This is a genomic window from Paraburkholderia elongata, assembly GCF_013177735.1.
Classification (GTDB): Bacteria; Pseudomonadota; Gammaproteobacteria; order Burkholderiales; family Burkholderiaceae; genus Paraburkholderia; species Paraburkholderia elongata.
This window is the reverse complement of the sequence record NZ_WOEZ01000112.1, coordinates 53016-71922: the sequence shown is the minus strand read 5'-3', so window position 1 is coordinate 71922 and position 18907 is coordinate 53016. Positions and strand designations below refer to the sequence as shown.

Annotated in this window: 19 protein-coding genes; 12 read left to right on the top strand and 7 right to left on the bottom strand. The window is 62.2% G+C overall.

Going from position 1 to position 18907, the window contains the following annotated elements:
* Positions 1-223, bottom strand: a 223-nt coding sequence (locus GNZ13_RS21310) for a phosphoribosyltransferase (RefSeq protein ID WP_268959175.1), incomplete at its 3' end; no start/stop codon positions are given.
* Between the two features lie 299 nt (positions 224-522).
* On the opposite strand from GNZ13_RS21310, the gene GNZ13_RS21305 reads away from it, so the two are divergent.
* Together GNZ13_RS21305 and GNZ13_RS21300 are read left to right on the top strand one after the other, a co-directional pair.
* Positions 523-1071 carry a molybdopterin-dependent oxidoreductase gene (locus GNZ13_RS21305; RefSeq protein WP_172167837.1) on the top strand — a complete coding sequence of 183 codons (549 nt, stop codon included), beginning with the start codon at positions 523-525 and terminating at the stop codon, positions 1069-1071.
* Positions 1041-2927, top strand: coding sequence for an ATP-binding response regulator (locus GNZ13_RS21300; RefSeq protein ID WP_172167833.1), 1887 nt, complete (start codon positions 1041-1043; stop codon positions 2925-2927). Before GNZ13_RS21305 ends, GNZ13_RS21300 begins: the two co-directional genes overlap by 31 nt.
* A gap of 91 nt (positions 2928-3018) precedes the next feature.
* On the opposite strand, the gene GNZ13_RS21295 is transcribed toward GNZ13_RS21300, so the two are convergent.
* The 3 genes from GNZ13_RS21295 to GNZ13_RS21285 form a co-directional block, all read right to left on the bottom strand.
* Entirely contained in the window at positions 3019-3873 is an 855-nt protein-coding gene (locus GNZ13_RS21295; protein WP_172167831.1) for a helix-turn-helix domain-containing protein, read from the bottom strand.
* 295 nt (positions 3874-4168) lie between these two features.
* Positions 4169-5509, bottom strand: a complete 1341-nt coding sequence (locus GNZ13_RS21290; RefSeq protein ID WP_172167829.1) for a type II toxin-antitoxin system HipA family toxin — start codon at positions 5507-5509, stop codon at positions 4169-4171.
* A 2-nt stretch (positions 5510-5511) separates the two neighbouring features.
* Positions 5512-5766, bottom strand: coding sequence for a helix-turn-helix transcriptional regulator (locus GNZ13_RS21285; RefSeq protein WP_172167827.1), 255 nt, complete (start codon positions 5764-5766; stop codon positions 5512-5514).
* A gap of 207 nt (positions 5767-5973) precedes the next feature.
* Between GNZ13_RS21285 and GNZ13_RS21280 the strand changes: the two genes are divergently transcribed.
* From GNZ13_RS21280 to zwf, 5 genes are all read left to right on the top strand, one after another.
* Positions 5974-6606, top strand: coding sequence for a C39 family peptidase (locus GNZ13_RS21280; RefSeq protein WP_172167825.1), 633 nt, complete (start codon positions 5974-5976; stop codon positions 6604-6606).
* 99 nt (positions 6607-6705) lie between these two features.
* Positions 6706-7800: a potassium channel family protein gene (locus tag GNZ13_RS21275; RefSeq protein WP_172167823.1), complete on the top strand. Its 1095-nt coding sequence runs from the start codon at positions 6706-6708 to the stop codon at positions 7798-7800.
* Between the two features lie 105 nt (positions 7801-7905).
* Entirely contained in the window at positions 7906-8913 is a 1008-nt protein-coding gene (gene lhpH / locus GNZ13_RS21270) for a trans-3-hydroxy-L-proline dehydratase (protein ID WP_172167821.1), read from the top strand.
* Between the two features lie 40 nt (positions 8914-8953).
* Positions 8954-9898, top strand: coding sequence for a bifunctional Delta(1)-pyrroline-2-carboxylate/Delta(1)-piperideine-2-carboxylate reductase (lhpI, locus tag GNZ13_RS21265; RefSeq protein WP_172167819.1), 945 nt, complete (start codon positions 8954-8956; stop codon positions 9896-9898).
* 224 nt (positions 9899-10122) lie between these two features.
* Positions 10123-11604: a glucose-6-phosphate dehydrogenase gene (gene zwf, locus GNZ13_RS21260; RefSeq protein ID WP_172167817.1), complete on the top strand. Its 1482-nt coding sequence runs from the start codon at positions 10123-10125 to the stop codon at positions 11602-11604.
* 151 nt (positions 11605-11755) lie between these two features.
* Here zwf and icmH read toward each other — a convergent pair whose 3' ends face one another.
* From icmH to tssJ, 3 genes are all read right to left on the bottom strand, one after another.
* Positions 11756-12535 carry a type IVB secretion system protein IcmH/DotU gene (icmH, locus tag GNZ13_RS21255; RefSeq protein WP_172167815.1) on the bottom strand — a complete coding sequence of 260 codons (780 nt, stop codon included), beginning with the start codon at positions 12533-12535 and terminating at the stop codon, positions 11756-11758.
* Positions 12532-13878, bottom strand: a complete 1347-nt coding sequence (gene tssK / locus GNZ13_RS21250) for a type VI secretion system baseplate subunit TssK (RefSeq protein WP_172167813.1) — start codon at positions 13876-13878, stop codon at positions 12532-12534. The genes icmH and tssK overlap by 4 nt, the downstream gene beginning before the upstream one ends.
* A gap of 108 nt (positions 13879-13986) precedes the next feature.
* Positions 13987-14613, bottom strand: a complete 627-nt coding sequence (gene tssJ, locus GNZ13_RS21245; RefSeq protein WP_172167809.1) for a type VI secretion system lipoprotein TssJ — start codon at positions 14611-14613, stop codon at positions 13987-13989.
* A 363-nt stretch (positions 14614-14976) separates the two neighbouring features.
* Between tssJ and GNZ13_RS21240 the strand changes: the two genes are divergently transcribed.
* The 5 genes from GNZ13_RS21240 (at position 14977) to tssE (ending at position 18898) form a co-directional block, all read left to right on the top strand.
* Positions 14977-15666 carry a tetratricopeptide repeat protein gene (locus tag GNZ13_RS21240; protein WP_172167808.1) on the top strand — a complete coding sequence of 230 codons (690 nt, stop codon included), beginning with the start codon at positions 14977-14979 and terminating at the stop codon, positions 15664-15666.
* Positions 15667-15701: 35 nt separating this feature from the next.
* Positions 15702-16250: a type VI secretion system contractile sheath small subunit gene (gene tssB, locus GNZ13_RS21235; protein ID WP_172167807.1), complete on the top strand. Its 549-nt coding sequence runs from the start codon at positions 15702-15704 to the stop codon at positions 16248-16250.
* A gap of 18 nt (positions 16251-16268) precedes the next feature.
* Entirely contained in the window at positions 16269-17759 is a 1491-nt protein-coding gene (tssC, locus tag GNZ13_RS21230) for a type VI secretion system contractile sheath large subunit (RefSeq protein ID WP_172167806.1), read from the top strand.
* Positions 17760-17831: 72 nt separating this feature from the next.
* Positions 17832-18335 carry an Hcp family type VI secretion system effector gene (locus GNZ13_RS21225; protein ID WP_074287739.1) on the top strand — a complete coding sequence of 168 codons (504 nt, stop codon included), beginning with the start codon at positions 17832-17834 and terminating at the stop codon, positions 18333-18335.
* Positions 18336-18418: 83 nt separating this feature from the next.
* Positions 18419-18898, top strand: a complete 480-nt coding sequence (gene tssE, locus GNZ13_RS21220) for a type VI secretion system baseplate subunit TssE (protein ID WP_054036473.1) — start codon at positions 18419-18421, stop codon at positions 18896-18898.
* The last annotated feature ends 9 nt before the right edge of the window (positions 18899-18907 follow it).

The following is an 18907-nucleotide window of genomic DNA, read 5'->3' as shown; positions in this document are numbered from 1 at the left end:
GAATCGGCAGCGTCGAATCCCAGGCGACCGTGCGCGACTGGCGGTCGTAACGCAGGAATGCGACCGGCGTGCCGGCCGCATGCGAAACCATCAGCGCAAGCGGCGCGCCGCCACGCAGAATGCCGATCGCCATCGTGAAACGCTCCGCCAGCAACGCGGGTTGCAGCGATTCGATCCAGTGATCGAGTTGTTCGTAGGTCAGGGGCAAAACCGGCTTGTTCATGACTCGTATGGCGTCGCTTTGCGCGCGTAGGGCAGGTGTCCCGTAGACGGAGAGCGGCGCGCGGCGCAGCGCGGCGGCAGGTCCTCGTTTTTGAGACAGAGAATTTTGGCGATATTATGCATGCGGTTCAAAGATCGCGCGTCGGGGTGACGCGCGTCGCCGGATGGGGCGTGTCGCAAAGACCGCCGCCGCGGCGGGAAAAGGGCGGGGGCGAAGGCGCTGGAGGTTCGCGGGCAGGTTGAGCCGGCGCAGCGTGGAGCCGCCCGCAAAAATAACAAACGATGGAAAAAACCAAGCAGATGACCAAGGTGAGCGCAGCGGTGGATGGCAGGAAAGGTGTGTGCAGGGGCGCATGGTGGGGGTTGGGTCTGATCCTCGCTTTTGCCGCGTGGAGCATGCAGGCACAGGCGCAGGCAGAGTCGTCGCCGCTATCGCTCGACGTGCAGGGCAAAATCAGCAAGACCAACGATGCGGCACACCAGCTATATCACTTTACCGAGGCACAACTGCTGGCGCTACCGGTCCATTCGATTACGACCGCCACCACCTGGACTCCGCGTTCCACCTTCACAGGACCGCTGCTCGCGGATATCCTGAAGACAGTCGGCGCATCCGGCAGCGCAGTCGAGATCCATACGCTCGACGACTATACCTACACTATTCCGGTGTCGGACTGCGATCGCTACGGCGTGGTCGTTGCGTACAGCATGAACGGCCGGCGCCTGAAGATCAGCGACTTCGGGCCGCTGTTTCTTATCTATCCGCGCGACGCGTTCCCCGATGAACTCATGGGCGCGGCGGGCGACTCGAAATTCGTATGGCAGATCAAGGCACTCATCGTCAAATAACGACGCGCCGCCCCTGGCGTCGTGTCCTCTATGTGCTGATCTGGCTGACCGCGCTCGCGGCGCCGGCCGGCGCAATCGGCTATTTGTTGTACGCGAACCTGCTCAATCCGCGCGCCACCGAACAGCTGACCGGTCAGTACGACGGCTTCTACTGGGACGCCGCGCAACTGCAGATCGCCTACGCGCGTTTCGAGAACCAGTTGCTGCTGTATCAGTCCGGCGTCGACGACGACTATCAGCGGCTCATGCTGCGCTACCAGTTGCTGCAATCGAAGCTGCATGTGATGGCCGGATCGACACGCCGGCTGACCACGCAGCTTGCGCTGCTGCAACGGCAAATGGACGAGCTCCAGTCGCTCGATCATCTACTGGGCGAGATTCAGCCTGAGGTGGATGCCTTGCCGAAGGACCGCAGCCTCGCCAATCAGATCGTCGTGGCGTTGCGCCTGCATTGGAATGAAGTCAACGATCTCGCGTTGAGCCGCCGTTTCGCCGACGTGGCCGACCGTGAGGCGATGAACCGCGATTTCATCGACAAGCGCCGCATGCTGTTCGCGGGCGGCCTGTTGCTGCTGTTACTCTCGGCGGCCGCGACCACGCTGCTGGTGTTCAACGGCCGGCGCCGCACGCGCCTGATGCATCAGCAGCACGCGGCGCTCGAAGCGGAGCATCAGGCGAGCCGCGCGGCGCGCGAGGCAAGTCTCGCGAAGGACGCGTTTCTCGGCATGATCAGCCACGAACTGCGCACGCCCTTGCATGCGATCGTGTCGTCGATCGAATTGCTGAGCTTCAACTATCATTCCGAGGCCGACCGCAAGGTGATCCAGCGGCTCGAAACCGCCGGGCGGCATCTGGAAGCACAGATGAAAGACCTGACCGACTACGCGCGCCTCGGCGCCGGCAAGCTCGAACTGCGTCACGAGCATTTCGAGCCGCGCGAGCTGCTGGCTTCGATCGTCGACGAACACGCGATGTCGGCCGCCGCGCGCGGCCTCAAGCTGGAAAGCGAGGCGAGCGGTATGAGCGGCCTCGTCGATTCCGATCCGCATCGCATCCGCCAGATCGTCAACAACCTGGTCACCAACGCGATCCGTTACACCGAAACCGGCACGGTGCGCGTGCAACTGAGGCAGCGGCCGGCGATGCTGATCTTCGTCGTCAGCGATACGGGGCCGGGCGTGCCGCATGCGCAGATTCCGTTGATTTTCCAGGAGTTCACGCAACTCGACGCGTCGCGCACGCGCCGCTTCGAGGGCGCGGGGATGGGGCTCACAATCGTGCAGGGGCTGGTCAGGCTGTTCGGCGGCACCGTCGAGGTGGCGAGCACGGTGGGTGAAGGCACTACCTTCACGGTGACGATCCCGGTCACACCGGTCGCGGCAAGCGCGCCGCCCGGCGTGGCGGCGCACGTTGATCCGGTCGGCGCGCGCCCGTGTGTATTGATCGTCGACGACAACCGGCTGATTCGCGAGTCGCTCAGCGAAATGATCGCGCACATGGATTTCGACGCGCACGCCGTCTCCAATGCCGACGATGCGCTCACGTGGCTCGACGCGCATCGCTGTGACGTGGTGCTGCTCGATCTGCATATGCCGGATCGCGACGGTTATACGTTCCTTGCGGATTTCGCGGCACGTGGGGGGCCGTCGTCCGGTGTTCCAGTGATCGTGGTGAGCGCGTATGCACCGGAGGCGGATAGCGTGGTGGGTAATGCTGGAGGGGCTGGAGGCAAAGCGGCAGGGGAAGCGGGAGAAGCCGGCTTGCAGCCGTTTTTCGAAGCGTTATTAAAGCCAGTACATTACGAGGAACTGCGCAGCGCGTTGCAGCGTGCTTTGGCTTCGCGGCATACGGTGTGACGTGACGCCTGGGGGGACGCCTGGGAGGGCGCAGATGGAGGAGGGCTCAACCTGAGCACACACCTTCAGCCGCTTGCCGACGCATACATCATCAAGGCCGGTTGAGGCGCTTGGACAGATCGGCGACCAGGATCGCCATGCGCGCGGGCTTTTCATAGCACGCGACGTCGTAATCGCGGATGACCTGGCTGATCTCCGATTCACTGGCCTTGCCGGTCAGCAATTCGCCGGTCAGCACGAAAATCGACGCGTCCGGATTCTCCGACGCCCGCACCGCGCGGATCGCCGCCGCCGAGGTCTGCGAGCCGAACAGCCAGTCGATCACGATGCCGTCGAATACTTGCGTTTGCAGTTGCTCGGTGAACGCCGCGAGGCCGTAGATCGCCACCGCCGCGAAACCGCTGCGTTCGAGATAGTCGCGCAGGTTGTCGGCGGAGGCCTGATCGTCGTCGACCACGGCGATGGTCGGCTTATCGGTTTCAGCGCGGCGCGGATAGATCTCGATCTTGTGGACTTCGTACGCGCTTTGGTAAAGCGTGCCGTCGTGACGCGCAACGCGCCATTGACCGAGCTTCGGGTACGCGACAAATTCAGGGCGGCTGCCCGGTTCGAGCGCGGCGCCGACCCAGGCGGTGCAGGCCAGCTCGATCGCGCCGATGCAGAAGATCGCCTCCTGGGCAATGGCGCCGACCATGCCCGGATCGAGCGACTGTGCACCGAATAGCTGAGCGGCAGGTTCGCCGAACACCTCGGCCACCTTCTTGATCTGCGAGAGGGTCCATGGGCTGTTGCCGCGCAGCTTGCGGTGCCCCTGCGAAAAACTCAGATCGAGGATGCGGCACAGCTCAGTGGTTTGCTGGCGTTTGCCGATTCCATGCCGGCTCATCAACTCGCGCACGCGCTCGGCGACTGCGATGGAGTCAGGTGAGTGTGTTTCGTTGGTCATACTGCGTGAGGATCTGCCTTCTTGAAGGGTGGCTTTGGGGCGTGCGATACGACACGCGCAGCGCGGCCATGCACATTGGATGCGCGTTGACGCGGCTACGCAGGGGACAGTAAATGTACCGTAAAAAGTATCGCGGTCTGTGTTTTTGTGTGACTGCCGCCGAGCCTGTCGGTACGAGGTGCGAACGGACAAATTCGGCGATTTGTTTATGCTTTTAGCATCGAATCTATTTTACCGATGAAACCGCGCGGCATCTGTAAAGAAATATCTCGGCTGGTGTTTTCCTTACTCGACGCTATGCCGGCGGCATCGTGCCGAGTTTCGCCGCCGAGCTTTTCAGGCCTTTGAAAATCCGCTCCGCGACCTTGCCCGGATACCGTTCGGGCAATTCGGCCGAGACCCGCGCGATGACCTCCGGCGTCTGTTCGATCAACCGCTGGATCAACGGCTCGGCGTTCGCGCCGTACGAGCATCGCAGCGCCATTGCGTTGAAGTGGCGCCGCTGTACGTCGCGGAAGGCGTCGTGTTTGCTGCGCGACCACATCGCCATGGCGAGCTTGGCCTTGAACCATGACCATTGATTCGGGCCGTTGCCTTCCACCGGCCAGATCGACATCACGTCGTAAAGCGGCGTCAGGCGGTACTGGCCGCCGGCCAGCAGGCGAATGCTGAAGTTCTTGGCGTGGCCGTCCGGCGCCGCCAGCATCCAGAACAGGATCTGGCTTGTCAGCAGCGTCTCGATGTCCTGTTGCGCCGACACCGATTGCTGGAGAATCCGCGCGAGGTCCAGCACGCCCGGACCGCCTTCGTTTTCGTACTTGCGATGCGACGGCACGCCGTACACCTGGCAGAAGTCTTCCTGCGGCAGGCGCAGCAGCCATTGCCCGCTCGAATGCAGTTGCCGGTCGAAGCGCTCGACGCTCAGCACCCGCTGCTTACCGAACGTCATGATCTCGGTGTTGGCCACCGCCAGGCCATAGGCGCGCAGTATCCGCAGACACAGCCATTCGTTTTCGACCGAGGTGCTGAGGTCGGCGAGCTTGTTGCCGACCAGTCCGAGCGGCAGCTTGAAAATATGCGTGGTGGGCGTGGCGCCATGCGGACGTTGCCACTTGCCGTCGTGCCACAGCAGGGCTGTTTTCTCCTGCGCGCCGGCGAGCGAGATGCGGAAATCGTCCGCTTCGCCGGGCGCGCCGAGGGCGGGATTGCTGACGGTGCGCACCAGCATGGTCTCGATCTCGCTGTCGGAGAGCGGCGTGCCTTCGATGCGTTCGACGCCGGCCGGCGCGTCGTCAACGGCCAGTAACTGAACGGCGCCCACGCAATCGCGGCCGATGGCTTGCAGCAGGTCGAACGCATCGAGCGCATCGGTCTGGTAGCGTTGTGCGACGCGCTTTCTGATCGCCTCGCTGTCGGGTAGCAGATTGTCGAAATAGTTGAGCACACGTGGCCCTTTGTGCGCCTCGTTGCTCGGCGTGAACGGCAGCGAGAGCGAAAGCGGCCGGCCCGCGGGCGAGGCGACCCATGCGGGATCGTAAGCGAACTCCGTGGGGCCGCGGGTGGGCAGGCGCCAGACACCGACGCGTTCGCCGTTGGCCCACACCGAAAGCGCCCGCGAATGTGTCTGGCGGCCCATGCTTACCACTCGATTAAAGGCGCCGGCTCAGGCGCCGGCTGGTTCTTGTCGCGTACCTGCAATTGCAGGCCGTAGGCGCCGCATAGCGCCAGCAATTGTGCGAGGGTGAGGGCGGTGGCGTCGGTTTCCAGCGCCGAGATGCGGCTCTGGCTGACGCCGATGCGCGCGGCGGCGTCAGCCTGGGTGAGGCCGGCCTGGCGCCGACCGGCAGCCAGCAGTTGGGCCATCTGGTCCGGCGTGGCGACGAGGTGGATCATGGTAAATTATCCGCGAGACGAATAAATGCACTTTATGCGTCACACGAATATTTGTCAAATATTCGTGTGACGCATATTCGACAAATATCTGTCTGGCGAATAAATGACAAATATCTGTGTCACGAATAAATTGCATCTGCCTGCGTTCCTGTCGGGATGGCCGTGTAGCATGCTGTGAAAACATCCTCTACCGACTCCGCGCGACTCATGAACCCACCGACGCTACGCCACACCGACGTGCCGTACTACACGCAATGGGGAAGCCCCGACTGGGTGCGCCACATCGTCGAACAACAGGGCGATCCGTGCGACGACCCATACTGGCAGCGCAGCGGTTTTGCGGACCCGGAGCGTTACCGTTTCTGGGCCAAACGCCTGTGCGGTCTGACCTGCCTCGAATCCGCGCTCGACTACTGGGGCATCGAACACGCCCCGCGCGCCGCGTTGCTCGATGAAGCGTTGTGCCGCGGCGTGTACCGGCTGCGCGACGACGGCGGCGTCGACGGTTTGATCTACCGGCCGTTCGCCGATTGGATCGGCGAGGCATTCGGCATTCAGATCGAAGTGCTGCCGCAGGCGCCGCTCGACGAGATCGCCGCGCGCATCGACGGCGACACGCTGGCGATCGTCTCCGTGAGCCCCGAGATCCGCTATCCGGAGCGGCCGAATCAGCGTCAGGGCGGACATCTGATCCAGCTGCACGGGCGCGATCGCGGCGGCGTATGGTTTCATAATCCGTCCGGCATTGCGCCTCACCAGGCGGATGTGTATTTGCCGTTCGCAACGATGGCGCGTTTCTACGCAGGGCGTGGCATGACGCTCACCCGCATCGCGCGCTAGACGCGGCAGCAGGCAAGCCGCACGGCGAGCGCATTGATCCGGCCCCACGGCGCGCCGGGCGTCGTAGAATCGCTTGTTCCCGATTCCCGGAGTCGCCGCGTGTCTGATCAGCCCCACCCGCAGCCACGCCCACCACGTTTTCGCCTACCGCGACGTGCCCGCACGCCCTGGCAGGCGCCGCGCGCCCGCACGCTCTTCACGCGCCCCGCGGCGTCGCCGCAGCGCGTGCTGCTGCAGCGCTTCTACCTCGTGGTCGGACTTTGCATGCTCGCCTTCGCCGTGCTCTATCTCGACCGTGACGGTCTGCACGACGCCAACCGCAAGGTGCTCGGCATCGTCGATCTGATGTACTTCACGATGGTCACCGTCGCCACCGTCAGTTATGGCGACATCGTGCCGGTCACCGCCCGCGCGCGGCTCATCGACGCCTTCTTCATTGTGCCGATCCGTATCGTCATCTGGTTCGTGTTTCTGGGCACCGCTTACCAGTTCGTCATTCAACGCGTTATCGAGGAATTCCGCATGAAACGCCTGCAAAAACAACTGCGCGATCACGTCGTGGTGTGCGGCTACGGATTGAGCGGTTCGGTCGCGGTGCGCGAGCTGCTGGAAAGCGGCTTTGCGGCGGACTCGATCGTCGTCATCGATTCGCAGCAGGAGGCGCTCGAAGCGGCCACGGCGTTGGGCGTGGCGGGCCTGCTCGGCGATCCGTCGCGTGAGGACCTGTTGCAGCAGGCGCAGGTGCGCATCGCCAAAGCGGTGATTATCGCCGTCAGCGACGACGCCATCGCGATCCTGCTCACGCTGAGCGTGCGCAGCGTCGCGCCGGACACGAAGATCGTCGTGCGGATTCAGGAGCAAACCTATCAGCGCCAGTTGCGCCAGGCCGGCGCGGACGTGATCGTTTCGTCGACCAAGATTGGCGGACTGCTGCTCGCCGACGCGGTGGGCAGCAACTACATCGTGCCGTTCGTCAACGATCTGCTGTCGTCGCGCGGCCGTGTCAATCTGGTGGAACGTCCGGCGACGGCGCTGGAAGTCGGCCGCTGGAGCAATGCGCTGCCGGGAGCGGTGGTGGTCGGACTGATACGCGCGGGGCGCATGCTGTCGTTCTATGAAGACGAGCCGTGCCCGATCGAGCCGGGCGATCTGCTGATGGTGATTCAGTCGTCGCGCCATGCGAGCGAAATGTAAGCGAAATGTGGGCGACCCGTCCGGCCGCTAGTGCACACTGCCAGGCGCGCGACCGGGTCCACTCGCTGACGTTTTCCATTTTCCACACGCAGGAAGGCCGCATATATGAAACTGAACCGCATGATCAGCACGGTCGAAGTACACACCGCCGGCGAACCGTTTCGCATCGTCACGAGCGGCTTGCCGAAGTTTCCCGGCAAGACCATCGTCGAGCGGCGCGCGTGGCTCAAGGCGCATGCCGATCACTTGCGCCGCGCGCTGATGTTCGAGCCGCGCGGCCACGCCGATATGTACGGCGGTTATCTGACGGAGCCGGTGAGCGAAGACGCGGATTTCGGTGTGATCTTCGTGCACAACGAGGGGTATAGCGACCATTGCGGCCACGGCGTGATCGCCCTCGCGACCGCGGCTGTCGCGCTCGGCTGGGTCGAGCGCAGCGAACCGGAAACGCGGGTCGGCATCGACGCGCCGTGCGGCTTCATCGAAGCGTTCGTGCAATGGGATGGCGAGCAGGCGGGGCGCGTGCGCTTCGTCAACGTACCGTCGTTCATCTGGCAACGCGACGTGACGGTGCACACGCCCAGTTTCGGCGAAGTGCGCGGCGATATCGCGTTCGGCGGCGCGTTCTATTTCTACACGTCTGGCAAGCCCTTCGCTCTGAACGTGCGCGAAGCCGAGATCGACCGGCTGATCCAGTTCGGCGACGAAGTCAAACGCGCGGCGAACGCGGCCTTCAAGGTCGAGCATCCGCTGATTCCGGAAATCAACCATATCTACGGCACGATCGTCGATAGCGCGCCGCGTCATGCCGGTTCCACGCAGGCCAATTGCTGCGTGTTCGCCGACCGGGAAGTGGACCGCTCGCCGACCGGTTCCGGCACGGCGGGCCGCGTCGCGCAACTCTATCTGCGCGGCGAGTTGGGACGCGACGAGACGCTGGTCAACGAATCGGTGATCGGCACGATTTTTCGCGGCCGCGTTTTGTCGGAGACGAAGCTCGGCCGGTTCGACGCGGTGATCCCGGAGATCGAAGGCGACGCACATGTGTATGGTTTTGCAAACTGGATCGTCGACGAACGCGATCCGCTGACTTACGGTTTTCTGGTGCGCTGAATCGAACGCACCAACTCGCCTGGACAGGAAAAGCCCGCTTATGACCCGCCGGATCACGCAGATTTTCGACGCCGCCGCCACCGCGCGGCTGATCCCGTACGCGACACTTGTCGATGCATTGAAGCGCGCGAGCATCGACTATGCGCAGCAACGCATCACGAGTCCCGAACGGCTCGTTGTGCCGCTCAACGAGGGCGGCATCATGCTGTCGATGCCGGCCACCGCGCCCGATCTCGCGATCCACAAGCTGGTTAACGTGTGCGCGAGCAATAGACCGCGCGGCATCCCGACCATCCACGGCCAGGTGATGGTCTTCGACGCCGACACCGGCGAGACGCTCTTCATTCTCGATGGCCCGACGGTAACCGGACGGCGCACGGCGGCGATGTCGATGCTCGGCGTACACACTTTCGCGCCGGCCCGGCCGCATGAATTCCTGCTGATCGGCACCGGCACGCAGGCAGCGAACCATCTGGAAGCGATCGGCGAACTGTTCCCCGACGCGCGCGTGTGGGTGAAGGGCAGCGCTCCCGCGCGGGCTGAAGCGTTTTGCGCCGCCCATGGTGCGCATGGCGGCAAGGCGCGCGAACTGCAACCGTTGGCCGACCCTGACGCGGCTATCCCCGCTTCGATCGACGTGGTGATCGCGCTGACCACCAGCAAGCAGGCTGTCTACGACGAAGCGGCGCGCGCGGACCGGCTCGTGATCGGCGTCGGCGCGTTCACACCGGCCATGGTCGAGATCGGCGCGCGCACGATCGAAGGCAGCGCGCTGTTCGTCGACGACGAAGCCGGCGCGAAACACGAAGCCGGTGACTTCATCCAGGCCGGTGTCGATTGGGCGCGGGTCGGTGGAATTGCCGCAGTGGTGGAAAACGCCGCTTTGTTGCCGTCGAAACAACCGATTGTTTTTAAGAGTGTCGGCTGCGCGGCATGGGATCTGGCGGCCTGCCGCGTGGCGCGTGAGGCCTTGTCAGGCGGCTGAGCAGGGCAGTCCAGACGGTTCCAAATAAACTCGGCAAAAGGCCCGGCAGACGCTGATTTTACGAGTCAAGTTGGCATCTTGCGCCAACCCGCGGCACATGTTGCCGTGCAAACAATCTCAAAACGTTGCAACATAGGCGTTTGCCAGAAAAAAGTGCCGGTCCGCCGGCGCTTTTGCCCCCTTGTCCTTTGACCTGACGCCTATCACGACGCTGCGACCGCGCTATGACGACCCAACAAGCTTCTGCCACTCCCAATCTGCCGCTCGACATGATCATCTTCGGCGGCACCGGCGACCTGTCGTTTCGCAAGCTGCTGCCCGCGCTCTACATGGCGCATCTGCACTGCAATCTGCCGCCGGACACCCGCATTCTCACGATCGGCCGCAAGCCGTGGTCGCGTGAGGAGTACATCAACGAATTCATGGAAGCGAAGGCGAAGCCCTTCATCGAAAAGAAGGCGTTCGATGCCACCGCCTGGGACAAATTCCTGGCGCTGTTCGAGTACGTGCGCATGGACGTCGATTCGGTCGAGGACTACCACCGTCTGAAGGAGGCGTCGCGCGAGGGCGTGCGGCGCGTGTTCTATCTCGCGACCTCGCCGGATCTGTTCACCAATATTTGCGACAACCTTTCGGCGGCAGGACTGGTCGACGAGAACTCGAGGGTCGTGCTCGAGAAACCGCTGGGCCACGATCTGGCGTCCGCGCAGGAGATCAACACCGCGGTCGGCCAGCATTTCAGCGAAGCGCAGATCTACCGGATCGACCACTACCTCGGCAAGGAAACCGTACAGAACCTGATGGTGCTGCGTTTCGGTAACGCGATTTTCGGCCCGCTGTGGCAGGCGCCGTATATCAAGCGCGTGCAGATTACGGTGGCCGAAGAGGTCGGCGTGGGCAGCCGCGCGGGCTTCTACGACAAAACCGGCGCGCTGCGCGACATGGTGCAGAACCACTTGCTGCAACTGCTGTGCATCGTCGCGATGGAGCCGCCGGTGTCGCTCAATCCGGATGCGGTGCGCGACGAAAAGCTCAAGGTGCTGCGCTCGCTGCGCCCCATGACGCCCGAGGATATCGCGCGCGATACCGTGCGCGGCCAGTATACGGCCGGCGCCGTGAACGGCGAGCCGGTCAAGGGCTACCTCGAGGAAGACAACGTGCCGGCAAACAGCCGCGCCGAGACGTTCGTTGCCTTGCGTGCGAATATCAACAACTGGCGCTGGGCCAACGTGCCGTTCTTCCTGCGCACCGGCAAGCGTATGCAGAAGAAGGTGTCGGAGATCGTTATCGAGTTTTCCGAGTTGCCGTTCTCGATCATTCCGAGCGGTGGGCGCAACTACGGCAACCGTCTCGTGATCCAGTTGCAGCCGGAAGAATCGATCCAGTTGCAGATGCTCGCGAAGGAACCCGGCAGCGGTATGCACATGCTGCCGGTGAATTTGAACCTGGACTTGCAGCAGGCTTTCACCGAGCGTCGCGCGGAAGCGTACGAGCGTTTGCTGATCGACGTGATTCGCGGACGCCTCACGCACTTCATGCGCCGCGACGAACTCGAAGCCGCGTGGGCGTGGGCCGAACCGATTCTGGAAGGCTGGGCTAAGTCGGGCGACAAGCCGCGCGGCTATACGGCAGGCACGTTCGGGCCGGCTGCGTCGACGGCGCTGATGGCGCGCGAAAACGCCGTGTGGGCGGAAGAGTCGCAGTAAGCAGGCAGCAAGCAGGCAGTTGAGCGTCGGCGGTGCGTCGACGCTTTGAAGCGTTCGCTTTGAAGCGTTCGTCTCGCATTGAAAAAAGGCGGCCCGTTTTTGCGGGCCGCCTTTTTCGTTACGTGCGACTCGTCCGGTGACCCGTCCTGACTTACGGCAACGAAATCGTCAACGTGGCCGATTGCGGGCCGAGCTTGACCACCTGCGAATACGGCGCGAGCGTGCGCAACGTCTGATCGCGCAGGTAGGTGTTCAGGCCGAGATAAGCGAGCAGTCCGACCAGCGCGAACACCGCACCGATCGACCACAGCGGCACCTCGCGCTTGAGCCGGTGAGCGACCTGGTCCGGCAGCGGCCAATGCGGGGCGAACGGTGCACGCTTGCCCTTCATATGCGCGATTTCGTCGCCGATGCGCGCGGTCAGATACGCGAGCTTCTCCGGTCCTTCGAGCAGATACTTGCCCTGGAAGCCGAGCAGCAGACACATATGGAACACTTCAAGCGACTGCAAACGCGCGGCGCCTTGTGCGCGGCATTCCTCGAGATACTGGAAGAATTTCTCACCTGCCAGTTGCTCGCCGAACAGCACCAGTTGCAACGGCCGGCGTTCCCATTCCGTGCGGATCTTGAATGTCGACGACAACACCGATTCGTCGATGGCCGCGCAGAACGCAAACTTGGACGCGTAGACATCTTCCGCCGACGCATTGAGCTTTTTCGCGCCGCGCTCGAAGTCGCCGAGAAACTGCTGGATACGCTGGCTGAATTCGGGTGCGTCGCCGGGTTCGCGGCCGTTCTTCAACAAAAACAGCATGAAGAAGCCGTCGTACAGCAGATCGAGCAGCGAGCGGACCTGGTAGCTCGGCTCGGTCACGGGGGCGGGCGTCGCGGCAGGCGTGCTGCCGCCAAACAGGGAGGGCGCGTAGCTCATGATGTGACGGCGATCAGTTCGAGTTGAAGATCGTTGATGCCCGACGGCGCGTAGATCATTGCCGATTGAGCCTGCAACATGCGGTCATACAATGCGCCGCGCGATTCGCAAGAGAAGTAGCACGCGCCCGGGCGCACCGGAATGGCGGGCGGTACTTGCGGTGTGTACACGAGGCGCACGCCCGGCATGGCCGAGAGCACGAGCTTGTCGACGTCGTCCGGCGCGCCGACTTTGAAGCGGGCGGGTACGGCTTCGACGAGTTCCGCGGTCGGCATGTCCGCGGAGACGGCAATGTAGAACAGGGTCTTGTCGTCGATCTTGCCCGAGTCGAGACGGCCCGCATGGAACGACGGACGCACCTCTTCGAGCGCGATCGCGAAGTACCGCGTCGAGATCACGGTTTCGAGCAGATCGCGCAGGATCGTGTCGAGGCGCGCAAAGCCGGGACCAGGATCGTCATGCCGGTAAGCCGGCAGGTCGGACAATGCATAGCCCTTCGAAAACGTCATCAACTGGCCGGCCAGACGCAGCAATTCCTGAAACAGACGTTCCGGATGCAGCGCCGAATGCTGATACAGATGCGCGAGCGAGGCAAACGCGGCGCTCGCGGTGTGCAGCAGCCAGAACGACGCGATGTCGCCCGAACGGAACTCGATGATGTTCTTGGTCGGCTCGCGGTGAAAACCATACAGCGCGTTGACCTTGGCCTGCAGCGCATCGATCAGTTGACGCAGCCGTTGATGCAGGATCGGTGACGCGTCGATCGCGAGGCAGGGCGGCACGAACGTGTCGTCGATTTCAAAGCCCGACGTAGCGGTGCGGCGCACGCGCACGAGCGGTACCGACAACAACTGGTCGCGCGGTTCGCTATGCGCAATGAGTTTGACGCTGGTCTTCAGGAAGGTGATGTCGGCTTCGGCGGCGTCCGTGAAATGATCGGCCACCGGCGTCTGCTCGCTGACGTAACGCGACACGAAGCCCGCGTTGCTGTCTTGCGAGTAGTTCGCGCCGGTTTCGCGCAGCGGATGCAGCGCCAGATAAAACGTGAATTCGTTGATGCCGTCGGGCAGCGTGTCGAGCGCGATCGGCGGCGGCAGGTCGTCAGCTTGCGGCGCGGAGTAAAGCGCGCCATCCGGAAACACCAGCGAGAGTTCGCTCACGTGCAGCACATTGCTGCCGAGCGCGTCCCGGTCGAAACGCGCCGAACGCACGCCCCAGTTGTATGGCTGGATCGCCTGGATCGATTCGAACAGGCGTGCCTCATGATAGGCGTCCTGACGCTGAAAATGCTGCGGCCTCAGAAACAGGCCTTCCCCCCAGAGCACTTTTGCGGAATAACTCATCTCAAACCTGTTATATGCGTTCAGCGTATGGCGCGCCCGGAGATAACCGATTCGAGCGCCCCATTGTTAATTCTCTAAAAACTGTTAAATCGTATTTGTCCGGCATCTTTAACCGCAGCTTACCGAAGAAAGCATATTCAGCGGCTGGGCGGGCAATCCCTGTTCAGGCGGGATCACAGTGCCGTTGGTCACTGTCATTGCACAGTTATGCAGGCCGATCATTATGCCGGATTTCTCCGACTTCGCCGGGTCGAAGGCGAATTTCCAACGCTGCATCGCCGGGTCGCGGAATAGAGCGACGATACCGAAAGCCTGCGCTTCACGCGAGACTTTTTCGGTGACGATGTAATGTTGACCGGGGATCAGCGTCACTTCACGCACGCCGAGCAGATCGCCGCCGAGTGTGGTCTTTTCCTTGGCCGGATCGGTAAAGGCGTCAAATGGCGCCTGCTGGAATGAGGTGGGGTCTTTCAGCACGTAAAGCCGCACGACCAGCGCCAATGGGCGGTTGTCATTGGCGGCATTCAGATTCGGCGCGGCGTATAAGGTGAGGCCGACATTACGTGGCGGCTTTTGCGCATCCGGCACGTCGGGCTTGCCGAGGCCGCTTGCCTGCAAAGCCGCGTTGGCAGCGGCTCCCAGCACTGTCACGCCGGCCGCGCAGCCACCCAGAAGCGCGCACACCGCGGTGTTTGCAATCAATAGCGATGCATAGCGAACAAGACGCGAATTCATATACATCGACCGGCTCGGCGCCGTCCCCCGTCAAAACATCAATAACGAAATCAAACCGGCAAATTTGCAGCAACGCTACGCCGCGTAATGCCGCTTTATGCAAAGCGCATTGTTCTCCGGCACTCGCGTGTTTGCTGCCTCAAGTGCGGAAATTTTTTCCGCACTCCGCATTACGGCTATTGCGCCAGGAAACAATTTCTGCATGTTTCGTTTAAATCATCTTCATGCATTTTTTTTGTGCAATGCTTCTTCACGCGAAAGTTGAATTATCGAAAATTGGCCTGTACTATACCCGCGCAGTTGAAGCAAAGCAAAACTCCGGTTTCTCCTTGAATTAAAAAAATCGCACGTCGGTGAAAAACGATGAATGACCGTCTGTTAGTAAAACTATCTGGGGTAGTGTTGGCATGCGGCGTGATTGCCGGTTGCGCGACACAGGGCAACAACACAGCGACCACACCGGAGGCTTTTAATAAGCAACTCGCGGACGCGGACACCGTCGCCAAGGGTGGCGATCAGGATCGCGCCATCGCGCTTTACCAGCAACTGTCCAAATCCGATCCAACGCGTGAAGAGCCGTGGTCGCGCATTGCGCAGATCCAGTTCACGCAGGGTCATTACGGTCAGGCCATCGTCGCCGCGCAAGAAGCGCTGCAGCGCGACCAGACGGATCGTCAGGCCAAGAGCGTGCTGGCTGTAGCCGGCCTGCGCGTGGCCACGCAATCGCTCGGCGAACTGCGTCAGGATGCGTCGCTCGCGGGTGATGCGAAGTCGGACGCGCAAGCGCTCGCCAAGCAGTTGCGCGACACGCTCGGCGAAGCTACGTTGTTCCCGCCCGACCCGAACGACAAGTCTGCCGTGAAGAAGAAACGCATCATTCGCCACGTCGCCAAGAGTAAGGCTGCTGATACGCCAGAAACAACGACCAGCGCTACGGCTCCGGCCGCTACGCCGGCGGCTGCCCCGGCACCCGCTGCCCCGGCGCCTGCAGCGCCTCCCGCCAAAGCCGCACAAAGCGGCGGCGCGTCCGATCCGTTCAGCGCGCTGCGCTGATCAACGCCTGATCTATCTGCATCCGGGAGCCGACGATGGCGAAGAAAGAAAGTATTCAAAAACGCTTGCAAAAAGTGCGGCCGCCCCGCGTTCAACTGACGTATGAGGTCGAGCGCGGCGATGCGATCGAGGTGAAGGAGCTGCCGTTCGTCGTCGGCGTGGTTGCCGATCTGGCGGGACAGTCCGAAGTCGAGCAGCCGAAGCTGCGCGATCGCAAGTTCGTGAACATCGATCGCGACAATTTCGATGACGTGATGAAAGCGATCGAGCCGCGCGCCGCGTTCCAGGTGGAAAACCGCCTGAGCGAAGCCGGTGGCAAATTCGCCGTCGACCTGCGTTTCAAGTCGATGGCCGATTTCAATCCGGATGAGGTGGTCGCGCAGGTCGAGCCGCTGCGCCGCCTGCTCGAAGCGCGTTCGAAGCTGGCCGACCTGCGCAACAAGCTGGCCGGCAACGACAAACTCGAAGACCTGCTGAGCGAAGTGCTCAACAACACGCAGCAGTTGCAGACGCTGGCGAAAGACCAGGGCAACGCAGCAGACCAGCACGCCGGCGCGTCGGATCACGACAAGCAGGGCGAATAAGTACGCACGGGGTGTGAGATGAACCAGCAAACGGCAGCAGCCCAACTCGCCACCGCGCAGAGCGGCACGGAATCCACGCTGCTCGACGAAATCGTCGAGAAAAGCCGCGTGGCCAAGTCCGAGTCCGAACACGCGCGCGCGAAAGACCTGATCGGCGAACTCGTCCACCAGGTGCTCGACGGCACGGTGGTGGTATCCGACAACCTGTCGGCCACCATCGACGCGCGCGTTGCGGAACTCGACCGCCTGATCTCCGCGCAACTGAGCGCGGTGATGCATGCGCCGGAATTCCAGCGTATGGAAAGCACGTGGCGCGGTCTGGACTATCTGTGCAAGGAAAGCAATACCGGCTCGACGGTCAAGATCAAGGCGCTGCATGCGCCGAAGCGCGACCTCGTGCGCGACTTCAAGAACGCCATCGAATTCGATCAAAGCGCACTCTTCAAGAAGGTTTATGAAGAAGAGTTCGGCACGTTCGGTGGCGCGCCGTTCGGCACGATCATTGGCGACTTCGAAGTGACGCGTCAGCCTGAAGACGTGTACTTCATCGAACAGATGGCGCACGTCGCGGCCGCGGCACACGCACCGTTCATCGCATCGGCGTCGCCTGAACTGATGGGGCTCGAAACGTTTGCCGATCTCGGCAAGCCGCGCGATCTCGGCAAGGTGTTCGATACCGTCGAATACGCGAAGTGGAAGTCGTTCCGCGACTCCGAAGACTCGCGTTATGTCGGCCTGACCTTGCCGCGTTTTCTCGGCCGCCTGCCTTTCAATCCGAAAGACGCCGCCACGGCGGAAGGCTTCAACTTCGTTGAAGAAGTGGACGGCACCGATCACAGCAAATACCTGTGGTGTAACGCAGCGTGGGCATTTGCCGCACGCCTGACGGCTGCATTCGACGACTTCGGCTGGTGCGCGGCAATTCGCGGCGTGGAAGGCGGCGGTCTGGTGGAAGATCTGCCGACCCACACGTTCAAGACCGACGACGGCGAAGTCGCGCTGAAATGCCCGACCGAAATCGCGATTACCGATCGCCGCGAAAAGGAACTGAGCGACCTCGGCTTCATTCCGCTCGTGCACTGCAAGAACTCGGACTACGCCGCGTTCTTCGCCGCGCAATCGGTGCAGAAGCCCAAGAAATACAGTACTGATAGCGCGAATGCGAACGCCGTGCTGTCCGCGCAGCTGCAGTACATCTTCTCGGTATCGCGCGTGGCGCACTACCTGAAGGCGATGATGCGCGACAAGATCGGCAGCTTCGCATCGGCACAGAACGTCGAAGTATTCCTGAACCGTTGGATCTCGCAGTACGTGCTGCTGGACGACAACGCGACCCAGGAGCAGAAAGCGCAGTTCCCGCTGCGCGAGGCATCGATACAGGTCTCGGAGATTCCGGGCAAGCCTGGTGCGTATCGTTCGGTCGCTTTCCTGCGTCCGCACTTTCAACTGGACGAGCTTTCGATCTCTTTGCGGCTTGTCGCTGACCTGCCGAAACCGGCAAATTCATAAACGAAGTCAGAAAACCCGTGCGGGCCGCACGGGTTGGCTGTTAAAACCACCTCTTTGGGGAGTCGATGAGTTATGAAGGACATCTATTTAAAATTCGGCAATCCGGCGATTAAAGGCGAGTCCGCCGATAAAGATCATGCTGGCTGGATCGAAATCGATTCGTGGAGCCACTCGATTACGCAACCGCGTTCGGCAACGGCTTCGACGGCGGGCGGTCACACGTCCGAGCGTTGCGAGCACGCTGACATGCAGTTCACGAAAGACATCGACGTGGTCAGCCCGCTGATCTATCAACACGCATCGGGCGGCACGACGTTCGACGAAGTGACGATCGACTTCATGCGTTCGGATGGCGAAGGCAACCGCATCAAGTACCTGGAAGTGAAGCTCAAGTACGTGATCATCTCGAGCGCCACGCCGAGCGTGGTGGGCGAAGGCCTGCCGAGCGAACAGTTCTCGCTGAAGTACGCTGCCGTGCAGTGGAAGTACACGCAGCAGAAGATCGGCGGCAACCAGGGCGGCAACGCGCAAGGCGCGTGGAGCCTGACGAAGAACGACAAGACGTACGCGGTCTGACGCCGGGGCGCACGCGGCGCGCGGCCTGAAAAGGCTGACGTCCGCCGCGCGCGCCTCGCGTCGAACCGGTTCTTCGGACGCTGATGAAACGCTTCGAACCCAGCTTTCTCGACAAGCTGTTCGACGACGAACCGCATCTGCCGGCTTCCCCGGCGATGCGGCAATTGTCGTTGGACGAGTTGAAGGCCACCGTCGCGCGCGACGTCGAGGCGATCCTGAACACGCGGATCGCCCTGACCGAGCACGAGCTGGCGGCGCTGCCGGAATGCCAGCGCTCGGTGCTCACGTACGGCCTGAACGATTTCGCGGGCTTGAGCCTCGCGAGTCACTACGACCGGACGTTTATCTGCAAATCGATTCAACAGGCAATCGCACGGCATGAGCCGCGCTTGCAGCAAGTGGCGGTTACGCTCGAATTGAACGAACAATCCACCAACGCGCTGAACTTTGCAATTCAGGCGCTGCTGGTCGTGCACCCGGCGGAAGAACCGGTGAGTTTCGATGCGATGCTGCAGCCTTCTACACTGCAATACTCGGTGACGCGCGCACGCGCGAAGCTTTAGTACCTGATT